This window comes from Pseudonocardia humida, from assembly GCF_023898865.1.
GTDB classification, from domain to species: domain Bacteria; phylum Actinomycetota; class Actinomycetes; order Mycobacteriales; family Pseudonocardiaceae; genus Pseudonocardia; species Pseudonocardia humida.
The window spans coordinates 150,757-173,001 of record NZ_JAGSOV010000009.1 but is presented as its reverse complement, the minus strand read 5'-3'; the positions used below and the strand labels follow the sequence as shown (position 1 = coordinate 173,001).

Here is a 22,245-nt window from a genome sequence, read left to right as displayed (position 1 = left end):
CGGCCGGCCCGCGCGGCGCAGCTCGAACACGGCGGTGTCGAGTTCGAAGTCCGCGAACGACACCAGCACGGGGCCAGCATCCCCACGGCGACCACCGCGCGGAACGGGTCGACGCGGCGGCTGAGCCTACGATCGGGGCCGTGACCTGGACCGACCGCGCGGACCGCTGGATGCGCGCGCACCCGGTCGTGCCGGACGCCCTGCTCGCCCTGGCCGTCGCCGCGGTCGTGGGGCCGCCGTCGCTCGAGGTCCTCCGGGCGGCCACCCGCCAGGACTGGACGCTGTGGGTGGCAGGCGGCTGCGGGCTCGTGCTGCTCGCCACCGTCGCGCTGCGCCGGATCGCCACCGCGACCGCGTTCCTCCTCGCCGGCCTGGCGATGGCGGTGACCGTCGCGCTGCCGAACACGGTGGTCCGGCCCGAGGGGCTGGGCCTGGCCGGGGCGGGTGAGGAGATGGAGATCCCGCTGTTCTTCCTCCCCTCGTCGGCGGTCTACCTGGTGCTCCTGCACGCCGTCGCCGCGCAGCGCCCCCGGCCCGAGAGCCTGCTCGCCCTCGGGATCGGCGTGGCCGGGGCGTTGCTCTGCACCGCGAGAACGGCGACGGCGTACGGCGCGCTCCCCGCGGGGTGGCTCACGCTGCTGCTGGCCCTCCTCGCCCTGGTCGCGGCGGTGGCCGGCACCTGGGCCGTGGGCCGGTCCCACTTCGACCGGCGCCGGCGCCTGGTCGAGGAGGCCGCCGGAGCCGCCGAGCGGGCCGCGACAGAGGAACGCCGGCGCATCGCGCGCGACATGCACGACATCGTCGCCCACTCGCTGGCGGTCATCGTGCGCCAGGCCGAAGGCGGCTCGGCCATCGCAGGCAGGTCGCCGGCCCGGGCGGCCCAGGCGCTGTCGGTCATCGCCGACACCGCCCGGGAGGCGTTGACCGACATGCGCGGCACGCTGCAGGTGCTGCGGGAGGCCGCGCCCCGGGAGGCCGTGCGGCCCTCGCTCGCCGAGGTACCGGCCTTGGTGGAACGGGTGCGCGCGACGGGCGTCGACGTTCGCCTTGTCGAGCGGGGTTCGGCCGCCGTGACGGCGGCCGCGGCCGCGGCGGCGTACCGGCTGATCCAGGAGGCCCTGACCAACAGCGTCAAGCACGCCGGCCCGCACGCCACGGTCACCGTCACGATCGCGCACGAACCGGAGGCGTCGGTCGTCGTCGTCGACGACGACGGCGGGGACGGCGGGGGCAGGTCTGCGGTCCCGGGAGCCGGCGTCGGCCTGCGCGGTGTCCAGGAGCGGGTGTGGGCGGCGGGCGGTACGTTCGAGGCCGGTCCCGCCGACGGCGGCTTCAGGGTGCGTGCGGAGTTCCGCGTCGGCGACAGGGAGCCGGGATGACGATCAGGGTCGCCCTGGTCGACGACCAGGAGCTGGTCCGCGTCGGCCTGGCCATGCTGATCGACGCCACCGACGACATGCGGATCGTCCTGCAGGCCGCCGACGGCGCGGAGGCGGTGGCGGGGTTGGCCGGGACGCAGGTCGACGTCGTGCTGATGGACGTGCAGATGCCGCGCATGGACGGCGTCGAGGCGACCGGGCTGGTCACCGCGCGCGAGGACGCGCCCAAGGTGATCGTGCTGACGACGTTCGACCTCGACGAGTACGCCTTCGCCGGGCTGCGCGCCGGCGCGAGCGGGTTCCTGCTCAAGGACGCCTCGGCCGCCGAGGTGCTGCACGCGATCCGCGCCGTGCACGCCGGCGATGCCGTGCTCGCGCCCTCCACGACCCGCCGCATGCTCGGCCATCTCGCGACCGCAGGGGTCGCGCGCACCGCTTCTCCGCTGCTGCAGCGGCTCACCGCGCGCGAGCGCGACGTGCTGCTGGAGATCGCTCGGGGCCACTCCAACGCCGAGACCGCCCAGCGGCTCTTCCTCTCGGAGGCCACGGTGAAGACGCACGTCGGCCACCTCCTGGCCAAGCTCGAGGTCCGCGACCGCGTGCAAGCGGTGATCTTCGCGTACGAGAACGGGCTCGTCCCCCGGACCTAGACCGATCTCATCACTTCGGTGGAGCGGTCCACGACCCGAGGGCGACGACCTCCGCGGGCCCGGCGCGCAGGCTGGGACGCATGCCGGACATCGACACGCTTCCCGACACGCTTCCCGACACGACGACGTCGCGCGCCTGGTGGCGCAACCCCTCCGCGTGGGGAGGGCTCTGCGCGGTGTGCGGCGGCGTCCTGCACACCGTGGCCTCCGCCCTGATGCGCCGGGACGTCTGGGCGCAGGTCTTCGACGAGGGGTTCTTCAACACGGTCACGCTGGACCCCTCGCCCGAGCGGCTCGCCGTCGCGGAGGCGTTCTGGCTCACCCCGGGGAGCTTCGGCGTGCCCCTGCTGCTGCTCGGCTCGCTCGTGACCCGGCTGGCCCGGCGCGGTGAACGGGTGCCCGGATGGCTGGGATGGGGCGTCGCCGCGTGGGCCGTGCTGCTCGGCATGCTCGGCGGCTTCGACCTCGGGACGTCCATACTGCTGCTCATCGGCGGGCTGCTCGTGGCCGGCGCCCGCAAGGTGCGCCGCGCCCCGGGCCGCCGGATCCGCTCCGCCCGGTAGCGCGACGCGCCATCCCGCGGACCCGGGTCGCCCGCGAGCGCGGCGACCCGGCGGTCCCCCCGGCCTTCGGCGCGTACGCGGCGTCCAAGGCCGCCGTCGAGTCCTCCGCGCGGACCCGGGCCAACGAGCAGATCCGAGACCGGCTCGCGGCGGCGTGCCGGCCCGGGTGGCCAGGTCGCCGCGATCCGGCACCGTCGCAGGCCCGGCCGGGTGCGGTCCAGCGCCACCGGACGACCGGGCGACATCGGTGGTCATCCCCCGAACATCGCGGGTGTGGAAGAGGTCGAGGGCGCTCCCGGCGGTGCCGTGGCATGGCCGACGAGCCGAGTGGACGCCGCGCGAGATGCGGCACGGCTTCGTGTCCCTGCTGTCGGACTCCGGCGCCCCGCTGGAGCACATCTCGATGTCGTCATGGCCAGCACCTGTCAGGGCTGGCTGCCGTGCCGGAGCGGTTCCGCCGTTCGGGTCAGGCGTGTCCCCCTCTGATCGGCCGTCCGGTCCACATACTGGCTTCGTCGACGCCGCGCGGCGGGCGGCTGGCGGGGTGACGGTGAGCAGACGATTCAGGACGCTGAGCGCGACCGCTCTCGTGCCGCTGGCCGTGCTGCTGCTGATCGCAGGTTGCGGCCGGCCGGGCGGGCTGGTGCCCGTGCCGGCCGGGGAGTTCACGCCCGTGGCCCCCGGCACCCTGACGGTCGCGACCATCGCGGTACCGACGCCCGGGTTCTGGGAGGACCCGGCCGCGACCCCCGGCGGTGGCTTCGAGGAGGAGTTGGCGCAGCGGCTCGCCGCCCGGTTCGGCCTGGACACCGTCCGAGTCGTCGAAGTGCCCCTTGAACGCCTCGCCGCTGGCGACCTCGGCGGTGCCGACATCGCCCTGGCACAGCTCACGCCGACCGCACGGCGTGCCGAGGTGCTCGACTTCTCGGTTCCCTACCTGTCCGCGAGGCCGACGGCGCTGGTCCGCTCGGGCACCGGGATCCCCGACGTGCACACCGCCCGTGGGTTGCGCTGGGCCGTGACGGCCGGCTCCACGCTGCTCGCTGCGCTGCAGGAGCAGATCCGGCCCGCCGCGCCGGCCATCGCGACCAGCGGACAGGACGCGTCGGTGGACATGCTGCGCGCCGGCGCCGTCGACGCCGTCCTGCTGGACCTGCCCGTGGCGATGGTGCTCGCCGCACGTTCGGGCGGCACCCTCGCCAGTGCCGCGCAACTGCCCGGCGACGACAGCATCGCCGCCGCCGTGCCGCGCTCGTCGCCCAACGCCGCCGCGCTCGACACCGCCATCCGACGGTTCACCACCGACGGCACGCTCGCCGAGCTCGCCGACCGTTGGCTCGGCGACGACTACCCGGAAGCGGTGGCGGACGTCCCGCTGCTGCGCACGGGAGCCTGAGGAGGCCGCATGGACCTGCAGCTCCCGACCGGACCCGCGTGGGAGTTCCTGCTGCTGTTCGTCGTCGTGGTCGCCGCGCCCCGGCTGGTCGAGCGATTCGGCGTGCCCGGGATCGTCGGCCTGCTGCTCGGTGGGTTCCTCATCGGCCCGCACGGGCTCGACCTGATAGCCGCGACCCAGGCGACCGTGCCCGAGCTGGGTCAGCTGGGACTGCTCTACCTGATGTTCCTCGCCGGGTTGGAGCTCGACCTGGCCCAACTGCGCGCCTACCGGCGCTCCGCACTCGCCTTCGGCGTGCTGACCTTCGGCGCACCGATGTCCCTCGGCGTCTCGGCTGGGCTGTTGCTGGGCTGGCCGCTCCCGGCGACGTTGCTGCTCGGTTCGCTGCTCGCCTCGCACACCCTGGTCACCTATGAGCTGGTCAGGGACCGGGGGCTGGGCGCGGACCCGGCGGTCGCCACCGCGGTCGGGGCGACCGTGCTGACCGACACGCTCGCCCTCGTCGTGCTGGCGGCGGTGTCGGGCGCCCAGCAGGGCAGCGGGTCCGGGTTCACCATCGCGCTGCAGCTCGTCGTCGGCATGGCCGTGGTCGTCGGCGCCACGCTGCTCGCGCTGCCGTGGGCCGTCCGCGGCGTGTTCCGCCGGCTCGGCTCGAACCAGCCGACCCGCTACGTGCTGCTCATCGCCGCCTTCCTCGCCGCAGCGGTGCTCGCCGAGACCTTCGGCATCGAGGGCATCGTCGGCGCGTTCTTCGCCGGGCTCGCGCTGAACCGGCTGGTGCCCAACGGGGGCCGGCTGATGGCCAGGGTGGAGTTCTTCGGCAGCGCGTTGTTCGTGCCGGTGTTCATCGTCTCGATCGGGTTCATCCTCGACCCGACGGTGCTCGTCCAGCCCTCGACACTGACGTTGGCCGGCGTGCTGATCGTGGCGTGCCTGGGCGGCAAGGCGGTGGCGGCGTGGGCCGCCCGCCTGCTCGGCTTCAGCGGGCCCCAGAGCGGTGTGCTGTTCGCACTGACCACCCCGCAGGCGGCGGCGACCCTCGCGGCGACGACGGTGGGGCTGCAGCTCGGCCTGTTCCAGACCGCGGTCGTCAACGCGGTGCTGGTGCTGATCCTGGTCAGCCTGATCGTCTCGCCGCTCGCGGTACGGCTCACCGCGCCGCGGCTGCCGCGGGCCGTCGCGCCGACGCCCCTCGGGGCGCGGGTGCTCGTCGCGCTCCCGGCCGGGATCCCTCCGGCCCACGTCCGCGCCCTGCTGCGGCTCGCCCAGCGGGTCGCGCGGGTGGACGGGGGCACGGTCGAACCGGTCCTGGTCCGGCGCGAGGGGGAGCCGTCGCCCGGGGACGCCGAGTTGGCCGCGATGCGGGAGCTGGTCAGCGGGGCGGGCGTCGACAGCGACACCGCGGTGGTGGTCGACCGGTCGCTCGCCCACGGCACGGTCCACGCGGCCGCCGCCCGGCACAGCAGCCTGGTCGTCGTCCCGGACGTGGAGCAGCCGTGGACGGGCGGCTGGGCGGAGGCGGTGGCCGCAGTGGCGCCCGCCCCGGTGGCGTTCGTGCGCGGCTCCGGCCGGGCGCGGCGGGCGGTCCTGCACGACGACGAGTCGGCGCCCGCCGCGACGCGCGCGTTGGCCGCGGAGCTCGCCCGGCGGTTCGGCGGCGGGCAGGTCCGGATCGCGGGTCGGTCCGGTGCCGCAGCGGAGGACGTCGAGCGGGACGAGGATGGTTCCGCGCCCGACCCGGGAGCGGTGGTCGTGCGGCCGGTCGCTGACTGGGAGGCACCCGGGCCGACGGCATCGACAGCAGGAGATTCCGGCGCACTCCTGGTGACCGTGCCCCCGACGGCGGCGGGGTCCGGCGCGACGCAACAGACCTCGCGGCGGCACGGCACGTGATACCCCGGATCGCGGTGGCGCGGGGCGGCGCTGGGGCGCATCCCACCGCGAGGAGCTCGGCCGGCGAGTCGAGCCGGGACAAACGTGTGCGGGTCTCAGCAAGGTCCGTGCACCATCGATCGCCTCGGCGAGTCCGGACGGCTTCGCCGTCCACACCCCGCGCTCTGACGAGAGGGCCGGGTCGTCGAGCCGGGCTCCACGACGAGCAGGCGGCCCGGACCTTCGCACGATCGCGCGCTACCGACCACCGCATCTCCAGCGCCTCGGGTGGGTTTCTACCGCTTGTAGCCGTCCGACCGGTGATGGCGGGTCGGTCCGCCGGAGAACCGGCTGGTGAGAAAGGGTGGAGCTGAGGGGATCCGAACCCCTGACCCCTTGACTGCCAGGCTCGGCCGTGACGTTTCGGACCATCTACGTCCGTCCACGACCTGCCCGCCGTCCCTTCTCGCTGGCACTGGTCGTACTCCTTCGTCCTGGTCTGCTGCTATCAGGAGCCGCTGTCAGGTGCGGGCCCCGGCCTCTTCGGTGCGAACTCGACGATCAAGCTTGGCGAGGCAGATCACGAGGGCAGGCGGCATGCCGAAGATCGGGCGGGGCGCCTCGGCTGCCGGCGTTGCTGTACTTACGCGGTCGGCCTGTCGGGCTTGAGTGCGATGCTCCGCCGATGCCGATAGAGTGCCCGGCGTGAAACCAGCGACCGTTGTCGTCTCGTTGCCGATCACCGACCTGGACAGATCGTTGCGCTTCTATCGCGATGGGCTGGACCTACCAGCGCCCGACGTCGACGAAGGCGGCATCTTGTTCGAGCTGCCGAACCTGTCGCTGTTCTTGATCGAGAAGAGTGAGTACGCGACGTACACGGACCGCGCCGGTATGACGACGCAGATCGGTCCTACGGCGGGTGCATGCATTATTTCGTGCGCGATCGGCAGCAAAGAGGAAGTGGACGACGTGCTCGCGCGTGCCTCGAAAGCGGGTGGATCGGTTACCGGACCCGCAGATGAATACGACGGGTCGTACATGGGTTACTTCAGCGATCCTGATGGGCACGTCTGGGAGCTCGTCTTCAATGCGCACACCGAAGCGGCTGCGGCGCAGTGAGGCGTCCATTGAAACCTGCGAGTTCGACCGCATGTCCCCATCCCCGCGATCCTGGCCGGCACTTGGCGGGACCGGGAGGTGTCAACCCGGAACCCCCGATACCGCTACCGGACCACCACCCCCGTTCGCGCATCTGTGCTCGTCGGCACCACTGGCGGGATCGGGGCGCGCAGCGGGGTTGACGCCGCCCGGGCACGCTAAGACGATCTGCGGCCAGCGGGGATGACCACTACTGACGTCGATCAGCTTCCCCCTTGCCGGGCGCATGGCCGGCGGCCCTGTGGCGCGCGGCCGCCCGGGAGCGGAGCGGGAGGCCGTAGCTGTACTCCGCTGCTGTACCGGCCGGAGATCCTACAGCTCGTGATCGTTGATCACGCTTCTGACCTGGGTGGAGCTGAGGGGATTCGAACCCCTGACCCCTTGACTGCCAGTCAAGTGCGCTACCAGCTGCGCCACAGCCCCTTGCGAAGAAGAACCTACACGACCCCTCCCCGTCCCTCGCACCCGGGTTCCCCATCGGCCCGCCGCCGACCCATCGGTCCCGCGACGTCGGTGTGCAATCGACACCGCGACCCGATGACCCAGAGCGACCCCGGCCGGGGAGTGACGCCGCTCACGGGCCGTGCTCGCCCGTTCGCCGACCGGCGGTGACCGAACGTGTCGACCTTGCGCGGAGTACTGCACTGAGGAGAGGCTGCTCGATACTCTCTGCACGTGCACGTGCAAACGATCGTGCACATGCACGCTCCTCAGCTTCCTGCGCAACCTCCGAGGTCGTCCGTGGCTCCTGCGCCCGAACCCGTTCCCGACCCGCCGCCCGGGCCCGTGCCGCCCGACCCCCCGTTGCGTGACCGCGTCAACCGCGCGGTCGGCGTGGTGGCCAGTGTGCTGGGCGTGCTGTCGTTCATCGCACAGCCGATCGAGTACCTGGAGGGCGGCGAGACCGGCGTGCTCGCTCTCTGGGTGCTCGTCGCGGCCTTCACCGCGGCGGCGGTGGGCACGGTGCTGGTCGCCCGGACCACGGCGTCGGGTCGGCCGGTCGGGAGGTCGGCGCGTGTCGCGCAGATCGTCGCGCCGGTCACCCTCGGTGTGACGCTCGGGCTCGCGGTCCCGCTGGTCCTGCGGTCCGGACCCGGGCCGGAGGCCGCCCCGGCGTACGGGGTGGCCGTCCGGGAGGCGGCCGCCGCCGTCGACGGCTGCGCCGAGCCGTTCGTCCCGCTGCACCGCTACGTCCTCACGCACCCCGGGGACGAACCGCTCCACGACGTCGCCGTCCGCTCCCCGGGGCCGCAGTGGCGGCGCGGAGAGCTGATCGGGTGCATCCGGCCCTCCGGCTGAGGGCGGGGCTCAGGCGTCGGGCGCGTGCTCGGTGGCGATCGGCAGCAGCAGCGTGAACCGGGGCGGCGAGCGGCGCCCGAGCAGCAGCCGGCCGCCCTCGGCCTCGGCCAGGCTGCGGGCCAGCGGCAGCCCGATGCCGTGCCCGCCCGCGGTGCGGGAGCGGCGCACGAACGGCTCGGCGGAGTCGGGCACGCCGGGGCCCTCGTCCTCGACGTCGACGGCCACGGCGTCGTCGGCGTCGCGGGCCGTGACGGTGACCGCGCCCGCCCCGTGCCGGGTGGCGTTGTCGAGCAGCACCGCCAGCACCTGGCGCACCGCGGCGCCGGCCGCCGCGGCCGCGGGCAGGTCCGGCGCCACCACGAGGCGCAGCGGTCGCCCGGCCGCGCCCAGCACGTCGGCCCACTCGGCCCTCGTGCGCTCCAGCAGGTCGCCGACCTGCAGGGCGCCGCCCCGGTTCGTGTCGCGGGCCAGCTGCAGCAGGTCGTCGGCGATCTGCTCCAGCCGGTCGGTGGTGGCGACCGCGGTGGCGATGGCGGCCGACAGCCCGGCGACCGAACGGCGATCCGCGGGGACGTCCAGCGCGGCCTCCAGGCCCAGGCGCAGCCCGGTCAGGGGGGTGCGCAGCTGGTGGGAGGTGTCGGCGGAGAACGCCCGCTCGCGGGCCAGCGTGTCGCCGATGCGCCGGGCCGTGCTGTCCAGCGCGGCGCCGACCGCGTCGATCTCGGCGATCCCGCTGGCCGGGGAGCGCGCGCTGAAGTCGCCGTCGCCGAGGCGCTCCGCGGCGAGGGCGAGCTGCTCCAGCGGCCGGGCCAGCCGGGCGCCCTGGCGCCGGGCCATCAGCCAGGCCGCGCCGACGGCGAACACCCCCAGCGCGGCCATCAGCAACCACACCAGGCCGATCCACAGGTAGGTCTCGGTGCGCGGGGCGGCCACGCGCACCACGCCGACGTACGCGCCGTCGTGGGCGACGGGGGCGCCGATGACCAGCTCGGCCGCGGTGTCACCGGGTTCGATGTCGCCGACGAGCGCCTCCAGGACGTCGTTCTCCAGCACCTCGGGGCCGACGCCGACGACCCGGCGGCCGAAGTCGTCGTAGAAGGCGAAGTCGGCGTCGTCGTCGGTGCCCGGCACGTCGGGCAGGACGGCGATCGTGTCGTCCTCGGCCAGCTCGACGGCCAGCATCAGGGCCACCACGTTGGCCTCGCGCTCCAGCTCGGTGCGCTCGTCGTCGAGCAGGTAGCGGCCCACGACGATCGCCAGCGGCGCGCCGAACAGGGCGATCGCCAGCACGACGGCGATCACCGTCGACCCGATGATCCGGCGGCGCATCAGCCCGGCTCGGCGGGGGCTTCGAGCCGGTAGCCGTGCCCGCGCAGGGTGACGATCTGCGGGACGCGGGCGCCGTCGGCGACCTCGGCGAGGCGCCGGCGCACCGCCGCGACGTGCACGTCGAGGGTCTTGGTGGAGCCGAACCAGTGCTTGTCCCAGACGTCGCACATCAGGGCGTCGCGGCTGACCGCGTGCTCCGGCTCGGCGGCCAGCCGGGCCAGCAGGTCGAACTCCTTGGTCCGCAGCGGAACCTCCCGCCCCCGCACGGTGACCCGCCGCCCGGCGGTGTCGATCACCAGGTCGCCGAGCGCCGTCGGGGCGGCGGGGTGCGTCGTCGCGGCGCTGCGGCGCAGGTGGGCGCGCAGGCGCGCGTGCAGCTCGGCCAGCCGGACCGGTTTGGTCAGGTAGTCGTCGGCGCCCGCCTCCAGCCCGACCACCACGTCCATCTCGGTGGTGCGCGCGGTCAGCACGACCAGCACGGTGCTGGGCAGCTCGACGCGCAGCCTGCGGCAGACCTCGACGCCGTCCAGGTCGGGCAGGCCCAGGTCGAGCAGGACGAGGTCGAACTCGGTCGCGGCCGCGGCGCGCAGCGCCGGGTAGCCCTCGCGCTGCCAGTCCACCTGGTGGCCGTGGCTGCGCAGGCTCGCCGTCAGTGCCTCACCGATCGTCTCGTCGTCCTCGACCACCAGCAGGTTCGGCACGCCGACACCCTACGAGGGCGCCCGGAGACCGCGACCGCCACCGAGCGCGGGGCCGGTGGACGCGATTTTGCCTTCCGCTCACGTTCGTCGTCGCGGCCGATTACCGGGACCTTCCTACCGTCGGGGGCATGGGGTTGGCTCCGTTCGGACTCGTGCTCGGCATGGTCGTCTTCGCGCTGTGCGCGACGGGCATCGTCCTGCGCACCCGGCGGCCCGTCGCCGCGCTCCCCGGCACCCCGGTGCTGCTGGGCGCGGCGCTGACCGCCGCCCTGTTCACCGGGCACGCCTGGGTGGTGCTGATGGTGTGGCGGGGCACCGGCCCGGCCCGGCTGGACGGTCCGGCGCTCGCCTGGTTCGCCGACCGCCGCGACCCGGCGACGACGGCGGCGATGCAGGTGGCGAGCGTCGTCGGCGACAGCCCGGCGACGACGGTGGCCGTGCTGCTGGTGGTGGTCCTGCTGTGGTGGCGCGGGCGGCCGCTGACGGCGGTCGCCGCCGCGGTCGCGACGCTCGGGTCGCCGCTGGTCAGCTCGGGGTTCAAGCACCTCTACGCGCGGCCGCGCCCGCCGCTGGCCGACGACCTGGTCGCCGTCGTGGACTCGGCGCTGCCCTCGGGCCACGCGTTCAACTCCGCCGTCGTGGCCGGGGTGCTGGCGGTGGCGGTGCTGCCGTCGCTGCGCCGCACCACCGGTCGGGCCGTCCTGGTCGTGGTGGCCCTCGCCGCGACGGCGACGGTGGGGATCAGCCGGCTCTACCTCGGGGCGCACTGGCTCACCGACGTCCTGGCCGGGTGGATGCTGGGCGGGGCGTGGCTGGCGGGGTGCCTGACCGTGGTGGCCTTCCTCGAACGGCCCGCCGCCGGCCCCAGCCCCGGCCCCGACGCCGACACCGGTCCGCACCGGGCGCTCGTCGCGGCGTCGTAGGCGCGGGCCGCCCCGGTCGGGCGCCACCGCGACGGATGACGCGGGGTCATCGGCCGACCGCGGACCGATCGCGGCCGGTTCCTCACCAGTGCGTCGGAGGACCGCCCGAGCGCCCGTAGCGTGACGGGAGAAGAAGCCCGCGACCGCACCGCAGCGGAGGGGAGCCGATGTCGGGAACCCCGCACGACCACGGCGCACGCGCCGGCACCCCCGTCGTCGAGTCGGTCGTCGAGTCCGTCCGCGGCAGAGAGGTGCAACGGCAGTGCTGAGCATCGGGATCAACCTCGGCTTCGGCAAGCTCGACCCGAGCCTGTCCGACCAGCAGACCTACGCCGGCGAGGTGGAGGTGGCGCTCGCCGCCGAACGGCTCGGCTACGACGCCGTCTGGGTCGTCGAGCACCACTTCTCGGACTACTCGCTGTGCCCGGACAACCTGCTGCTGCTGGCCCACCTGGCCGGGCGCACGTCGCGGATCCGGCTGGGCACGGCCGCGGTGATCCTGCCGTGGAACGACCCGCTGCGGGTGGCGGAGAAGGCGCTGATGCTCGACACGCTCTCCGGCGGCCGGCTGCTGCTCGGCTTCGGTCGCGGGCTCTCGCGCACCGAGTACGAGCCCTTCCGCATCCCCCTCGACGAGACCCGCGACCGCTTCGACGAGGCCGCCCCGATGATCTTCGAGGCGCTGGAGACCGGGTTCATCTCCGGCGACGGCCCGTTCTACCCGCAGCCGCGCACCGAGCTGCGGCCACGGCCGCGGGCGTCGTTCCACGGGCGGCGCTACTGCGTGGCGGGCTCCCCGGACTCGGTGGTCACGGCGGCCGCGCTGCGCGCCCACATGATGTCGTTCATCGTCCGCCCGGTGCCCGACCTCATGCCCACCTTCACCCGCTACCGCGAGCTGTACGAGGCCGAGCACGGCGAGATCGCCCCGCCGATCGCGCTGAACGTCAACATGTACTGCCACACCGACGACGCGCTGGCCCGCGAGCGGCACTTCGAGCACGTCAACCGCTTCTTCATGAGCAACGTCGAGCACTACGAGATGGCCGGGGAGCACTTCGCCGGCATCAAGGGCCACGAGCGCTACGCCGACAACGCCGCGTACTTCCGCTCCATCGGCCTGGAGAAGGCCGCCGACGACTACGCGGCCACCACGCTGTGGGGCAGCCCGGAGCGGATCCTGGGCCAGATCGAGGCCGTCCGCGACGCCGTCGGCGACTTCTCCCTCACCCTGGCCCCGGCGTTCGGCGGGATGCCCTACGAGCACGCTCGCGACAGCCTGGGCCTGTTCGCCCGCGAGGTGCTGCCCAAGGCCCGCGGCATGCGCGGGGCGGCGGTGAGCACCATCCCCTGATGCGCGAGGAGCCCTGACGCACCGCGGGAGCGGCACCGGGTCGATGCCGGTGCCGCTCCCGCGTCGCGCGATCGATCGGTCGCCGATCGACCGGTGGTTCCTGTCGACCAGTGGCCGGTGGGATCAGTAGTTGATGCGGCAGTAGTCCAGGCCGTTCTCGAAGCCGTCGGAGAAGGCGATCTGGCGCTGCTCGGCGGTGCCGTGGTCGCCCGGGTCCATCCAGTCGCCCGACCCGGCGGACTCCAGCCACCCGAAGACGGCCTCGGCGTCGCCGTCCTCCTCGATGATCGTGCCGGTGCGCAGGCCGTTCTCCCAGAACACACCGGCCAGGCAGTCGGCGTTCAGCTCCTGGGCCGGGCCCTCCCAGTAGTCGACGCCGGGCTGCTGCTCCACCCAGGTGTCCTGCACCGCGTGCCCCCACTCGTGGGCCAGCACCAGGAAGGTGACCGCGTCGCCCGGGTGCTCGTCGAGGTAGCTCGCCAGCCAGTCCACGTCGAAGGCCACGTGCTCGTCGCCGTCGACCGCGCAGTAGTAGGCGTTGTCGGTGCCGTCGGAGTACTCGCCGCCGCAGGTGCCGTTGCCGTCGCCGACGTAGTACTCGAACCGGTCCGGGGTGTCGAACTCCAGCCCGTAGTAGGCCAGCTCCTCGGTCCAGAACTCGTCCATGATCGGCTGCAGGGCCTCGGCGTCGTACAGGACCCGCTCGTACGGGTCGTCCGAGGAGCCCTGCGGGACGACGGCCGGCGCGGCCTGCGACACCGAGAAGGTCTGCTGGGCGGCGTCGCGCTGCACCGTGGTCGAGGCGGCGGGCGCGCCCTGCGGGCCGGTCGCCGCCGGCGCGGCTGCCCCGGCGGTGGGGATGCTGCACGCGCTCAGCGCGGCGACGAGCACTCCGGTGGCGGCGAGCGTGCTGACGGTCTTGTTCATCGGTGGACACTCCGTGTGCGGGGCCCGAGCTCCGGACCTGCGGTTCCTCTGGTGTCCATGACTCTGGTCGGGCCCGCTGAAGATTCGTTTAAGGCCGCGGGCGGCCCCTCGGGTAACGTGATCGGGCCGGGGCGCGGACCCCGGGCGGGCCGGGACCGACCGGGTGAGGAGAGGGAGCGGGCGTGCTGCGGTTCAGCCTGCTCGGGCCCGTGGAGGCCCACCGCGACGGTGTGCGGGTGCCGCTCGGCGGCCCGAAGCAGCGCGCCGTGCTGGCCGTGCTCCTGCTCAACGCCAACCGCACCGTCCAGGTCGACCAGATCGTCGACGGCGTGTGGGGCGAGCGGGCACCCGACCGGGCGGTGAACGCCGTGCAGGTCTACATCTCCGGCCTGCGCCGGGCGATCGAGCCCCGCCCGCAGGCCGGTCCGGCCGAGCGGCTGCTGACCACCACCGGCACCGGCTACGTCCTGCGCGCCGACGAGCGCAGCCTCGACCTGCTGGAGTTCCTCGCCGCGGCGTCCGAGGGCCGCCGCGCGCTCGACCGGGGCCACCACGGCGAGGCCGCCGACAAGCTGCGGTACGCGCTCGGCCTGTGGCGGGGCCGCGCACTGGCCGACGTGGCCGACGAGCCGTTCGCCGAGGCCGAGGCGGCGGCCCTGGAGGAGACCCGGCTCGCCACGATCGAGGCCCGCGTGTCGGCCGACCTGGCCGCCGGGCGCGACGCCGAGCTGGTCGCCGAGCTGCGCACCCTGGTGGCCGAGCACCCGCTGCGCGAGCGCTTCCGCGGCCTGCTCGCCGAGGCGCTCTACCGGGCGGGCCGGCAGGCCGACGCGCTCGAGGTGTTCCGCGTCGCGCGCGCCGTGCTGGCCGAGGAGCTGGGCGTCGACCCGAGCCCCGAGCTGCGGGCGCTGGAGCGCACCATCCTCAACCAGGGCGAGCTCGGTCGCGCCCACCGCGACGGGCGCCCCTTCCTGCTGCTGCACGAGGCGGGCGGCACCCACCGCGTGATCGCCCTCGACCCCACCCGCTCACCGCTGACGATCGGCCGCCGCCCGTCCAACGACATCAGCCTCAGCTGGGACCCCGAGGTGTCGCGCGAGCACGCGCGCCTGGAGCACCGCGACGGCGGCTGGGAGCTGGTCGACGACGGGGTGTCGCGCAACGGCTCCTACGTCGACGGCGAGCGCGTGCGCCGGCGGCACCGGCTGCAGGACGCCCAGATCCTCCGGCTGGGCCACACGGTGCTCATCTACCGCACGTCCGGCGAACCGGCCTCGCGCCCCGACCCCGAGCACGGCGTCACGGTGGACGCGCAGGCCCGGGCGGCCGCCGGGCTCAGCGCCCACGAGCGCGAGCTGCTGGCCGGGCTGGCCGCGGGCCGGCGCGGCCCGGGCGTGGAGGCGCTGTGGCGGCGCTTCGCCGTCGAGGACCTCCCCGACGGCGAGCGGGACGCGATGGTGCTGCGCATGGCCCGGGGGATCGGCGCCTTCGACGGCTGACCGGCCGCCCTCCCCGGCCCGCACGTCGGGCCGCGGTGGCACCCTGCCCGCCATGACCGGACCCGACCCGAAGGCCCACCTCCACCGCTACCTGCAGACCGCGCGCGACGCCCTGCTCTGGAAGCTCGACGGGCTCAGCGAGTACGACGCCAGGCGGCCGCTCACCCCGACGGGGACCAACCTGCTGGGCCTGGTCAAGCACCTGGCCGGCGTGGAGCTCGGCTACTTCGGCGACACCTTCGACCGCCCCTCCGGCATCCCGCTGCCCTGGTACGACGACGACGCCGAACCCAACGCCGACATGTGGGCCACCCCCGACGAGTCGCGCGAGTTCGTGCTCGACCTCTACCACCGCGCCCGCACCCACGCCGACGCCACCATCGAGGCCCTGCCGCTCGACGCCGTCGGCCACGTACCGCACTGGCCCGCCGAGCGCAGCGAGGTGACGCTGCACCAGATCCTGGTGCACATGATCGCCGAGTCGCACCGGCACGCGGGCCACGCCGACATCGTGCGCGAGCTGGTCGACGGGGAGGTCGGGCTGCGGGTCGACAACGACAACATGGCGCCGGGGGACGCGAGGTGGTGGGCGGACTACCGCGAGCGGTTGGAGCGGGCGGCGAGGGCTGTCTGAAGCGGGTTCTTGCGCTACTGCTGGCTCCGACGATGCCTGCCGTGACTGCTGTCCTGGCGGTGCCTCTCGGTTTGCCTCCGGCGGCGCCTGCGCGGCGGGCGACCTCGGATCGAGCAGGGGGGTCGACGTGACGGCAGGGGCTTCGGGACCGGGGTGGGCACCGGTGCCCACGGGGTCACCGCGGAACACGGAACACACTCCGGCCGGGGTTGGTCTGCGGTGGTCGAGTCGAGTCCGGGCGCCCGGGTGGTCCGGTTCTGGGGTGGCGTCGGGGTGTGCGTTCTTTGTCGAGCCAGGCCGGGGGTATGAATTCGGGTAGTCCGTCGCGGGCGATGCGTACGAGCCATTCCGTGGAGTGGATCTCTTGGTGGTGCGTCCAGCACAGCATGACGAGGTTGTCGGTTTTGGTGTGGCCGCCGCGGGCCCATTCGCGGATGTGGTGGATTTCGCACCAGCTGGGTGGGCGGTCGCAGCCGGGGTGGGCGCATCCGCGGTCGCGGGCGACGATCGCGCGCCGGATCGCAAGCGGGATGGTGCGGGCTTCTCGCCCGATGTCGAGGGGTTGGCTGTCGCCGTCGAGGACGATGGGGATGACCTTCGCGTCGCAGCACAGCGCCCGGAGTGCGGCGGGGGTGGGGGTGTCACCGAGGTCGAGGCAGGCGGCGCGGGCGCGGTTCTCCAGGTCGGCCAGCCTGACCGTGACGGCGATGTGGGGGCGTTCGCCGGCGGTGGTGGGGAGGATGGTGTCGCCGTGGGTGGCGACGAATCCGCAGACCTCGGTGAGGGCGTCGGCGTTGCGTTCGGCGGCGCTGCGCGGGTCCTGCGCGGTCAACGGGGTGGCTTTGGCGTCGATGACGGTGGCGATCATGGCGTAGCGGACCGGGTCGGTGAACACTCCGCTGATCTTCCCGCCGCCCCCGGGCAGTGGGGTCAGGCGTAGCTCGTTGACCTGCACGGGTTCCCGCTCGTCGGGTTCGTCGCCGTCCTGGTCGTAGGCCCGCACCAGTTCGGCTCCGAACCTGGCCAACTCCGTCGGGGTCGACGTGTCGGCGACGGCGGCGATCTGTTCTTCGATCCCGGTCCAGGCGTAGGGCGGGATCCGCCGCGCCGCGGGCGAGTCGAGGAGTCGGGCGATCAGATCGACGTGCTGCAAGCTGGCCGCACCGCTGCTGAACGCCGCAGCCATCGCGGGCAGCACCGGCGGCAACACCTGCCCCTGCAGATCCACCCGCGCCGCGACGTGCTCGGCCGCGCGCACGATCTCCCGCGCCCGCCCCCGATCCACGGTCAGCGCCGACGCCACCGCGGAGTCCGGCCGCCGGTGCCCGGCGGCGGCGAACGCACCACTGCGCTGCAACACCGCCACAGCCTCGACCTGCAACTGCGATACGGCCCGGGTCAACTCCCGAGTAGCAGCGAGTGCATTCAACGCGTCTTGGTCCGTACCGTTCTCGCGCAGCCCGGCGGCGAGCGCACGAATGCGGTCTGCCGTGGCGGCGAGTTCGGTCGAGGTCATGCCTCGATTCTACTCGAACATTTGTGCGGAGTCGAGGAAGGATCGGCACCACAGGATAGTCGCCGCGCTCGCAGGTGAAGCGTTCACAATCGCAACCGGCACCTCGGATCGGGGACGGCCGTCAGCGCAACCACACCATTCGTTGTTATCGCAACGGAACCGCGCGCATCTGAGCGCCCACCCGGGTTGGCCACCTCCAGCGCCCGAGCGTCAGTCGAGGAGCCCGAGCCGGAGCCCCCGCAGCCGGTCGGGTTCGGCGATCACCTCGATGCCGGTGATGCGGGCGTCGGTGAACGTGAACCGCAGCGCCACGACGAGCCGACCGTGCGGCGCCATCACCAGCCCCACCGACCCGTCGACCAGTGCGGGGCGGCTCGACCGGACCCGCTCCGACGCCAGCAGCGCGCCGCGCGCCACGTTGCGCCGGCCGTGCAGCACGACCGGTGCGGGGGTGGGGCCGACCGCGGGATCGGCGCGCAGCACGACGTCCGGGTCGAGCAGGGCCACGAGGGCGCCCAGGTCGCCGCCGCGGGAGGCGGCCAGGAACGCGTCGACCACCTCCCGCTGCCGGGCCAGGTCGGCGTCCGCGACCTCGCCGCCCCCGCGCACCCGGCGCCGGGCGCGGCTGGCCAGCTGGCGGGCAGCGGTGGGGGAGCGCTCGATCATCGGGCCGATCTCGTCGAACGGGACGGCGAACATGTCGTGCAGGACGAAGGCCAGTCGCTCGGCGGGGGCGAGGGTGTCCAGCACGACCAGCAGGGCCAGGCCCACGGAGTCGGCGAGCACGGCCTCGCGCTCGGGGTCGCCGCCGTCGCCCGGGTCGGTCGCCGGCTCGGGCAGGTGCTCGCCGAGCGGTTGCTCGCGGCGCGAGTCGCGGCTGCGCAGCATGTTCAGGCACACCCGGGCCACCACCGTGGTCAGCCAGGCGTCCAGGTTCTCGACGTCCTCGGCGCCGGCGCGGTCCACCCGCAGCCAGGCCTGCTGCAGGGCGTCGTCGGCCTCGGCCGCCGAGCCCAGCATCCGGTGGGCCACCGCGCGCAACCGGGGCCGGTCGGCCTCGAAGCGCTCGGCCAGCCGGCGGCGTTCATCCATCGCGTCACGTTCCTCCGCTGCGGGGTGTCGTAGCAGTAGACCCCCGGGAGCCGGTCGGTGTGACCGGCGCCCGCCCTACGAAGAACGGAGACGGGCGTGTCCCCATCCCTCCTGGTCACCGGCGGCACCGGAACCCTCGGCGGCCTCGTGGTGCCGCTGCTGCGCGCCGCCGGGCACGACGTGCGGGTGCTCAGCAGGCACCCGCGCGAGTCGTCGGCCGGTGTCGAGCACGTGGCCGCCGACCTGCTCACCGGCGACGGCGTGGAGCGCGCCGTGGCCGGCGCCGGGACCGTCCTGCACCTGGCGGGCGGCCCCAAGGGCGACGACCGGGCGACCGCGAACCTCGTGCGCGCCGCGACCGGGGCCGGGGTGCGGCACCTGGTGCTCATCTCGGTCATCGGCGCCGACCGCGTCCCGCTGGGCTACTTCCGGGCCAAGCTGGGCGCCGAGGAGGCCGTGGCGGGGTCCGGTCTGCCGTGGACGACGCTGCGGGCGGCCCAGTTCCACGACCTGGTGCTGACCGTGGCGCGGAAGATGGCGGCGCTGCCGGTGCTGCCCGCGCCGGGCGGGCTGCGGTTCCAGCCCGTCGACGCCCGGGACGTGGCGGACCGGCTGGTGGAGCTGGTGCTCGGCGCGCCTGCCGGGCGGGTGCGCGACCTCGCGGGCCCGGCGGTGCACGGCATGGACGAGATCCTGCGCGACTACCTGCGGGCGACCGGCCGGCGCCGTCCGCTGCTGCCGGTGCGGATCCCGGGTGCCGCGGGGCGGGCCTACCGGGCGGGCGACAACCTGAACGTCGACACCGCCGACCGCGGCCGGCGCACCTGGGAGGACTTCCTGGCCGAGCGGCTGGGCGCGGTCGTCGGGTAGGGCGTTCCGTCGGTGGCCGGCTTGGACCAGACGATCGAGTACCGCCAGAACAGCAGCCGCCGGAACCGCGCGCCCGGCAGCAGCTCCCGGGTGAGCTCGCGCATCGCCGCGTAGCCCTCCGGCGGCGGCCACACCGTCGGCGCGCTGTGCTCCCAGAACCGGCGGCCCGTGAGCAGCACGTAGGGGCGGTGGCAGGCGGCGGCCAGCAGGCTGTGGGCGAGGTCGGGCAGCCGCTCGACCCGGGCCAACCCGCGGGCCCGTGCGGCGGTGCCGGGATCGGCGTCGAGCCCGACCACCTCGTCGGCGATCCCGGCCAGCTCGGCGGTGAGCAGCCCGTCGCCGCAGCCGACGTCCAGCGCCCGCGGGGGCCGCGCGGGCGCGGCGCCGAGGACCACCCGGTGGTAGTGGATGTTGTGGTTCCAGCGCGCGGTCGACCCGTCCGGGGAGGGCAAGGCCGCTGGTCAGGCGCGCACGGGGCGGGCGCGGAGCTCGCCGACCGCGACGACCGAGCCGATGGCCAGCTGCGCGCCGCGGCGGGTCTCGGTGCGGCCGTCGACGAGGACGGCGCCGTCCTCGATCAGCGCCCTGGCGTGCCCGCCGTCCTCGGCCAGGCCCGACAGCTTGAGGAACTGGCCGAGCCGGATGGGGTCGTCGCGGAGCGGGACGTCGCGGATGGGGGAACGGGCCATGCCGAGATCCTCCCAGGTGGGCACCGTGATCAAGAACTCGATGGACGCGCGGGGAAAGAACAAGACTGGTCCTGGCGAAATCGGACCTGCACCCTGCAGGGCGTGTCCGGAACGACGATCACCCATGAGATGGCGCACGAGCAGGCCCACCTCACCGAGCTGTACGCGGTGGTGGACGCGATGCGCGCGGAGGTGGCGCAGCGCATCGCCGCCCTGTCCGCCCCGGCGGAGGAGGACGAGCACGACGCCGACCGGGACGCGGAGCTGGCCTGGAACCGGCGCCAGGCGGCGCGGTTGAAGTCGGTCGAGCGGGGGCTGTGCTTCGGCAGGCTGGACACCGAGGACGGCGCGTCGGTGCACATCGGCCGGACCGGGCTGTTCCGCGACGGCGACGAGGACGGCGGCGGCGCGACGCTGCTGCTCGACTGGCGCGCCCCGGCCGCCCGCCCCTTCTACACGGCCACGGCCATGGCCCCGCAGGGCGTGCGCCGCCGCCGGCGCATCAGCACCCGCGACCGGACGGTGGTGGATCTCGACGACGAGCTGCTGACCGCCTCCGGGGCCGGTGGGGAGGCCGGGCTCACCGGCGAGGCGGCGCTGCTGGCCGCGGTGACCGCGGGGCGCAGCGGTCGGATGCGCGACATCGTGGCCACCCTGCAGTCCGAGCAGGACCGCATCATCCGCTCCGAGCAGACCGGGGTGCTCGTCGTCGAGGGCGGCCCCGGCACCGGCAAGACGGCCGTCGCCCTGCACCGGGCGGCGTACCTGCTCTACAGCCGCAGGCACCTGCTGGCCCGCGGGGTGCTGGTGGTCGGGCCGAGCCGCGTGTTCATCGACTACATCGGGCAGGTGCTGCCCGGCCTCGGCGAGGACGCCGTGGTCGCCGCGACCATCCCCGAGCTGCGCCCGGGGCTGGTGGTCGAGCGCGTCGACCCGCCGCGGGCCCGGGTGGTGAAGGGGGCCGCGGCGATGGCCGGACGGCTGGCCGCGGCCGTCGCGGCCCGGGTCGTCCGGCCGACCGAGGCGGTCGAGCTGGAGTTCGAGGGCCAGGCGCTGCGGCTGGACCCGGTCGACCTGCGGCGGGCGCGCCGGGCGGCCCGCCGGTCGGGGCTGCCGCACAACCGGGCGCGGCTGGTGTTCCAGCGCGAGCTGGTCGGGGCGCTGGCCGACCGGATCGTCGCGGCGCTGGAGGCGGTGGTCGTCGACGAGTCCGGGCGGGCGCTCGACGGCGGGGACGCGGACGGCGGGTTGAGCCCGGCCGACGTCCGGGCGCTGGAGGCGGCCGGGTTCGTCGTCGACCCGGACGACCCCGGCGGCCCGGTCTCGATGATCGACGAGGCGGACGCGGCGGCCCTGCGCGGTTCGCTGCTGGCCGACGCGGCCGTCGGCGACGCGCTCGACGCGCTGTGGCCGGAGCTGGAGCCGCCCGCCGTGCTGGAGGCCCTGCTGGCCGACCCGGCCGGGACCTGCCCGGACCTGACCGCCGACGAGGCCGCAGCGCTGCGCCGCGGGCCGGGCGGGTGGAGCGCCGCGGACGTCCCGCTGCTCGACGAGCTCGCCGCGCTCATCGGGTCCGACGCGCCGCCGGCGGCGGGGGAGGGGGCCGGCGGGCTCGCCGAGCGGGCGGCGGCCGACCCGACCTGGGTGTTCGGCCACGTCGTGGTCGACGAGGCCCAGGAGCTGTCGGAGATGGCGTGGCGGATGCTGATGCGGCGCTGCCCGTCGCGCTCCATGACCGTCGTGGGCGACCTCGCCCAGACCGGCGACCCGGCTGGTGCCGCGTCCTGGGACCGGGTGCTGGGCCCGCACCTGGAGCAGCGGTGGGAGCTGGTGCGGCTGTCGGTCAACTACCGCACCCCGACGGAGATCATGGACGCCGCGGAGGACCTGCTCGCGGCCCACCCGGGCGCGGACGGGGCACCGGGACGGGTGCGGTCGCGCTCGGTCCGCTCGGCGGGCACCGACCCGTGGCGGGTGCGGACCTCGGCCGCCGAGCTGCCCGACCGGGTTGCCGAGCTCGTCGCCGCGGAGGCGGCCGCGCTCGACGAGGGGCGGGTGGCGGTCATCGCACCGGCCGCGCTGGTGCCGGCGCTGGCCGCGGCGCTGGCCGTCCCGGCGGAGCCCGACCCGGAGCGCACGGTCGTGCTGCTGACCCCGGAGCTGGCCAAGGGGCTGGAGTTCGACGCGGTCCTGATCGCCGATCCGGCCGCCGTGCTCGCCGGTTCCGCGCGGGGCGTCAACGACCTGTACGTCGCGATGACCAGGGCGACGCACCGGCTGGGGATCGTGCACCCCGGACCGCCGCCCGCCGGCCTGGCCGGCGTGCCCGAGCGGGAGCCGATCGGCGCGCGTTGAGGCGGGCGCAGTCCGCCGGTAGGCCCGCCCGCAGGG

At 74.7% G+C, this 22,245-nt stretch carries 20 protein-coding genes and 1 tRNA gene; 13 read left to right on the top strand and 8 right to left on the bottom strand.

The window, feature by feature from the left end:
- Nucleotides 1-140 precede the first annotated feature (140 nt).
- From KDL28_RS03415 to KDL28_RS03390, 6 genes are all read left to right on the top strand, one after another.
- The gene (locus KDL28_RS03415; RefSeq protein ID WP_252435694.1) at nt 141-1,379 is read left to right on the top strand and encodes a sensor histidine kinase; all 1,239 of its coding nucleotides are present in this window, start codon (nt 141-143) and stop codon (nt 1,377-1,379) included.
- Nucleotides 1,376-2,029, top strand: a complete 654-nt coding sequence (locus KDL28_RS03410; RefSeq protein ID WP_252435693.1) for a response regulator — start codon at nt 1,376-1,378, stop codon at nt 2,027-2,029. Before KDL28_RS03415 ends, KDL28_RS03410 begins: the two co-directional genes overlap by 4 nt.
- 80 nt (nt 2,030-2,109) lie before the next feature.
- Nucleotides 2,110-2,592, top strand: a complete 483-nt coding sequence (locus KDL28_RS03405; protein ID WP_252435692.1) for a DUF6463 family protein — start codon at nt 2,110-2,112, stop codon at nt 2,590-2,592.
- A gap of 343 nt (nt 2,593-2,935) precedes the next feature.
- Entirely contained in the window at nt 2,936-3,988 is a 1,053-nt protein-coding gene (locus KDL28_RS03400; RefSeq protein WP_252435691.1) for an ABC transporter substrate-binding protein, read from the top strand.
- 9 nt (nt 3,989-3,997) lie between these two features.
- Nucleotides 3,998-5,881, top strand: a complete 1,884-nt coding sequence (locus KDL28_RS03395; protein ID WP_252435690.1) for a cation:proton antiporter — start codon at nt 3,998-4,000, stop codon at nt 5,879-5,881.
- Between the two features lie 684 nt (nt 5,882-6,565).
- Complete coding sequence (locus KDL28_RS03390) at nt 6,566-6,982, top strand: VOC family protein (RefSeq protein WP_252435689.1); 417 nt, start codon at nt 6,566-6,568, stop codon at nt 6,980-6,982.
- Between the two features lie 389 nt (nt 6,983-7,371).
- Here KDL28_RS03390 and KDL28_RS03385 read toward each other — a convergent pair.
- A tRNA-Ala gene (locus KDL28_RS03385) sits at nt 7,372-7,444 on the bottom strand.
- 414 nt (nt 7,445-7,858) lie between these two features.
- Between KDL28_RS03385 and KDL28_RS03380 the strand changes: the two genes are divergently transcribed.
- Nucleotides 7,859-8,320, top strand: coding sequence for a hypothetical protein (locus KDL28_RS03380; protein ID WP_252435688.1), 462 nt, complete (start codon nt 7,859-7,861; stop codon nt 8,318-8,320).
- 9 nt (nt 8,321-8,329) lie between these two features.
- Here KDL28_RS03380 and KDL28_RS03375 read toward each other — a convergent pair whose 3' ends face one another.
- Nucleotides 8,330-9,649 carry a HAMP domain-containing sensor histidine kinase gene (locus KDL28_RS03375; protein WP_252435687.1) on the bottom strand — a complete coding sequence of 440 codons (1,320 nt, stop codon included), beginning with the start codon at nt 9,647-9,649 and terminating at the stop codon, nt 8,330-8,332.
- Nucleotides 9,649-10,350 (bottom strand): response regulator transcription factor, encoded by a 702-nt coding sequence (locus KDL28_RS03370; RefSeq protein ID WP_252435686.1) that lies wholly within the window; start codon nt 10,348-10,350, stop codon nt 9,649-9,651. The genes KDL28_RS03375 and KDL28_RS03370 overlap by 1 nt, the downstream gene beginning before the upstream one ends.
- A gap of 128 nt (nt 10,351-10,478) precedes the next feature.
- Between KDL28_RS03370 and KDL28_RS03365 the strand changes: the two genes are divergently transcribed.
- Nucleotides 10,479-11,273 carry a phosphatase PAP2 family protein gene (locus KDL28_RS03365; RefSeq protein WP_252435685.1) on the top strand — a complete coding sequence of 265 codons (795 nt, stop codon included), beginning with the start codon at nt 10,479-10,481 and terminating at the stop codon, nt 11,271-11,273.
- A 262-nt stretch (nt 11,274-11,535) separates the two neighbouring features.
- Nucleotides 11,536-12,627, top strand: a complete 1,092-nt coding sequence (locus KDL28_RS03360) for an LLM class flavin-dependent oxidoreductase (RefSeq protein ID WP_252435684.1) — start codon at nt 11,536-11,538, stop codon at nt 12,625-12,627.
- 123 nt (nt 12,628-12,750) lie between these two features.
- On the opposite strand, the gene KDL28_RS03355 is transcribed toward KDL28_RS03360, so the two are convergent.
- Nucleotides 12,751-13,554 carry a neutral zinc metallopeptidase gene (locus KDL28_RS03355; protein WP_252435683.1) on the bottom strand — a complete coding sequence of 268 codons (804 nt, stop codon included), beginning with the start codon at nt 13,552-13,554 and terminating at the stop codon, nt 12,751-12,753.
- Nucleotides 13,555-13,736: 182 nt separating this feature from the next.
- Between KDL28_RS03355 and KDL28_RS03350 the strand changes: the two genes are divergently transcribed.
- Together KDL28_RS03350 and KDL28_RS03345 are read left to right on the top strand one after the other, a co-directional pair.
- Complete coding sequence (locus KDL28_RS03350) at nt 13,737-15,053, top strand: BTAD domain-containing putative transcriptional regulator (protein WP_252435682.1); 1,317 nt, start codon at nt 13,737-13,739, stop codon at nt 15,051-15,053.
- A gap of 52 nt (nt 15,054-15,105) precedes the next feature.
- Nucleotides 15,106-15,687, top strand: a complete 582-nt coding sequence (locus tag KDL28_RS03345) for a DinB family protein (protein ID WP_252435681.1) — start codon at nt 15,106-15,108, stop codon at nt 15,685-15,687.
- A gap of 175 nt (nt 15,688-15,862) precedes the next feature.
- Here KDL28_RS03345 and KDL28_RS03340 read toward each other — a convergent pair whose 3' ends face one another.
- Together KDL28_RS03340 and KDL28_RS03335 are read right to left on the bottom strand one after the other, a co-directional pair.
- Nucleotides 15,863-17,203, bottom strand: coding sequence for an HNH endonuclease signature motif containing protein (locus KDL28_RS03340; protein ID WP_252435680.1), 1,341 nt, complete (start codon nt 17,201-17,203; stop codon nt 15,863-15,865).
- A gap of 210 nt (nt 17,204-17,413) precedes the next feature.
- The gene (locus tag KDL28_RS03335; protein WP_252435679.1) at nt 17,414-18,295 is read right to left on the bottom strand and encodes a sigma-70 family RNA polymerase sigma factor; all 882 of its coding nucleotides are present in this window, start codon (nt 18,293-18,295) and stop codon (nt 17,414-17,416) included.
- Between the two features lie 96 nt (nt 18,296-18,391).
- Between KDL28_RS03335 and KDL28_RS03330 the strand changes: the two genes are divergently transcribed.
- Nucleotides 18,392-19,165, top strand: coding sequence for an SDR family oxidoreductase (locus KDL28_RS03330; RefSeq protein ID WP_252435678.1), 774 nt, complete (start codon nt 18,392-18,394; stop codon nt 19,163-19,165).
- On the opposite strand, the gene KDL28_RS03325 is transcribed toward KDL28_RS03330, so the two are convergent.
- Both KDL28_RS03325 and KDL28_RS03320 read right to left on the bottom strand, forming a co-directional pair.
- Nucleotides 19,066-19,617, bottom strand: coding sequence for a methyltransferase domain-containing protein (locus KDL28_RS03325; protein WP_252435677.1), 552 nt, complete (start codon nt 19,615-19,617; stop codon nt 19,066-19,068). The two genes, KDL28_RS03330 and KDL28_RS03325, sit on opposite strands and share 100 nt — an antisense overlap.
- A gap of 9 nt (nt 19,618-19,626) precedes the next feature.
- A complete protein-coding gene (locus KDL28_RS03320; RefSeq protein ID WP_252435676.1) occupies nt 19,627-19,854 on the bottom strand; it encodes an RNA-binding S4 domain-containing protein in 228 nt (75 codons plus the stop codon).
- A gap of 102 nt (nt 19,855-19,956) precedes the next feature.
- On the opposite strand from KDL28_RS03320, the gene KDL28_RS03315 reads away from it, so the two are divergent.
- On the top strand, nt 19,957-22,209 hold the full coding sequence (locus tag KDL28_RS03315; protein ID WP_372496878.1) for a HelD family protein: 2,253 nt from the start codon (nt 19,957-19,959) through the stop codon (nt 22,207-22,209).
- The last annotated feature ends 36 nt before the right edge of the window (nt 22,210-22,245 follow it).

Coding starts and splice junctions, on each gene's coding strand:
- KDL28_RS03405 (WP_252435692.1), top strand. CDS start 2,110: ATGCCGGACATCGACACGCTTCCCGACACGCTTCCCGACACGACGACG.
- KDL28_RS03400 (WP_252435691.1), top strand. CDS start 2,936: ATGCGGCACGGCTTCGTGTCCCTGCTGTCGGACTCCGGCGCCCCGCTG.
- KDL28_RS03365 (WP_252435685.1), top strand. CDS start 10,479: ATGGGGTTGGCTCCGTTCGGACTCGTGCTCGGCATGGTCGTCTTCGCG.
- KDL28_RS03355 (WP_252435683.1), bottom strand. CDS start 13,554: ATGAACAAGACCGTCAGCACGCTCGCCGCCACCGGAGTGCTCGTCGCC.
- KDL28_RS03345 (WP_252435681.1), top strand. CDS start 15,106: ATGACCGGACCCGACCCGAAGGCCCACCTCCACCGCTACCTGCAGACC.
- KDL28_RS03340 (WP_252435680.1), bottom strand. CDS start 17,203: ATGACCTCGACCGAACTCGCCGCCACGGCAGACCGCATTCGTGCGCTC.
- KDL28_RS03320 (WP_252435676.1), bottom strand. CDS start 19,854: ATGGCCCGTTCCCCCATCCGCGACGTCCCGCTCCGCGACGACCCCATC.
- KDL28_RS03375 (WP_252435687.1), bottom strand. CDS start 9,649: ATGCGCCGCCGGATCATCGGGTCGACGGTGATCGCCGTCGTGCTGGCG.
- KDL28_RS03395 (WP_252435690.1), top strand. CDS start 3,998: ATGGACCTGCAGCTCCCGACCGGACCCGCGTGGGAGTTCCTGCTGCTG.
- KDL28_RS03335 (WP_252435679.1), bottom strand. CDS start 18,295: ATGGATGAACGCCGCCGGCTGGCCGAGCGCTTCGAGGCCGACCGGCCC.
- KDL28_RS03410 (WP_252435693.1), top strand. CDS start 1,376: ATGACGATCAGGGTCGCCCTGGTCGACGACCAGGAGCTGGTCCGCGTC.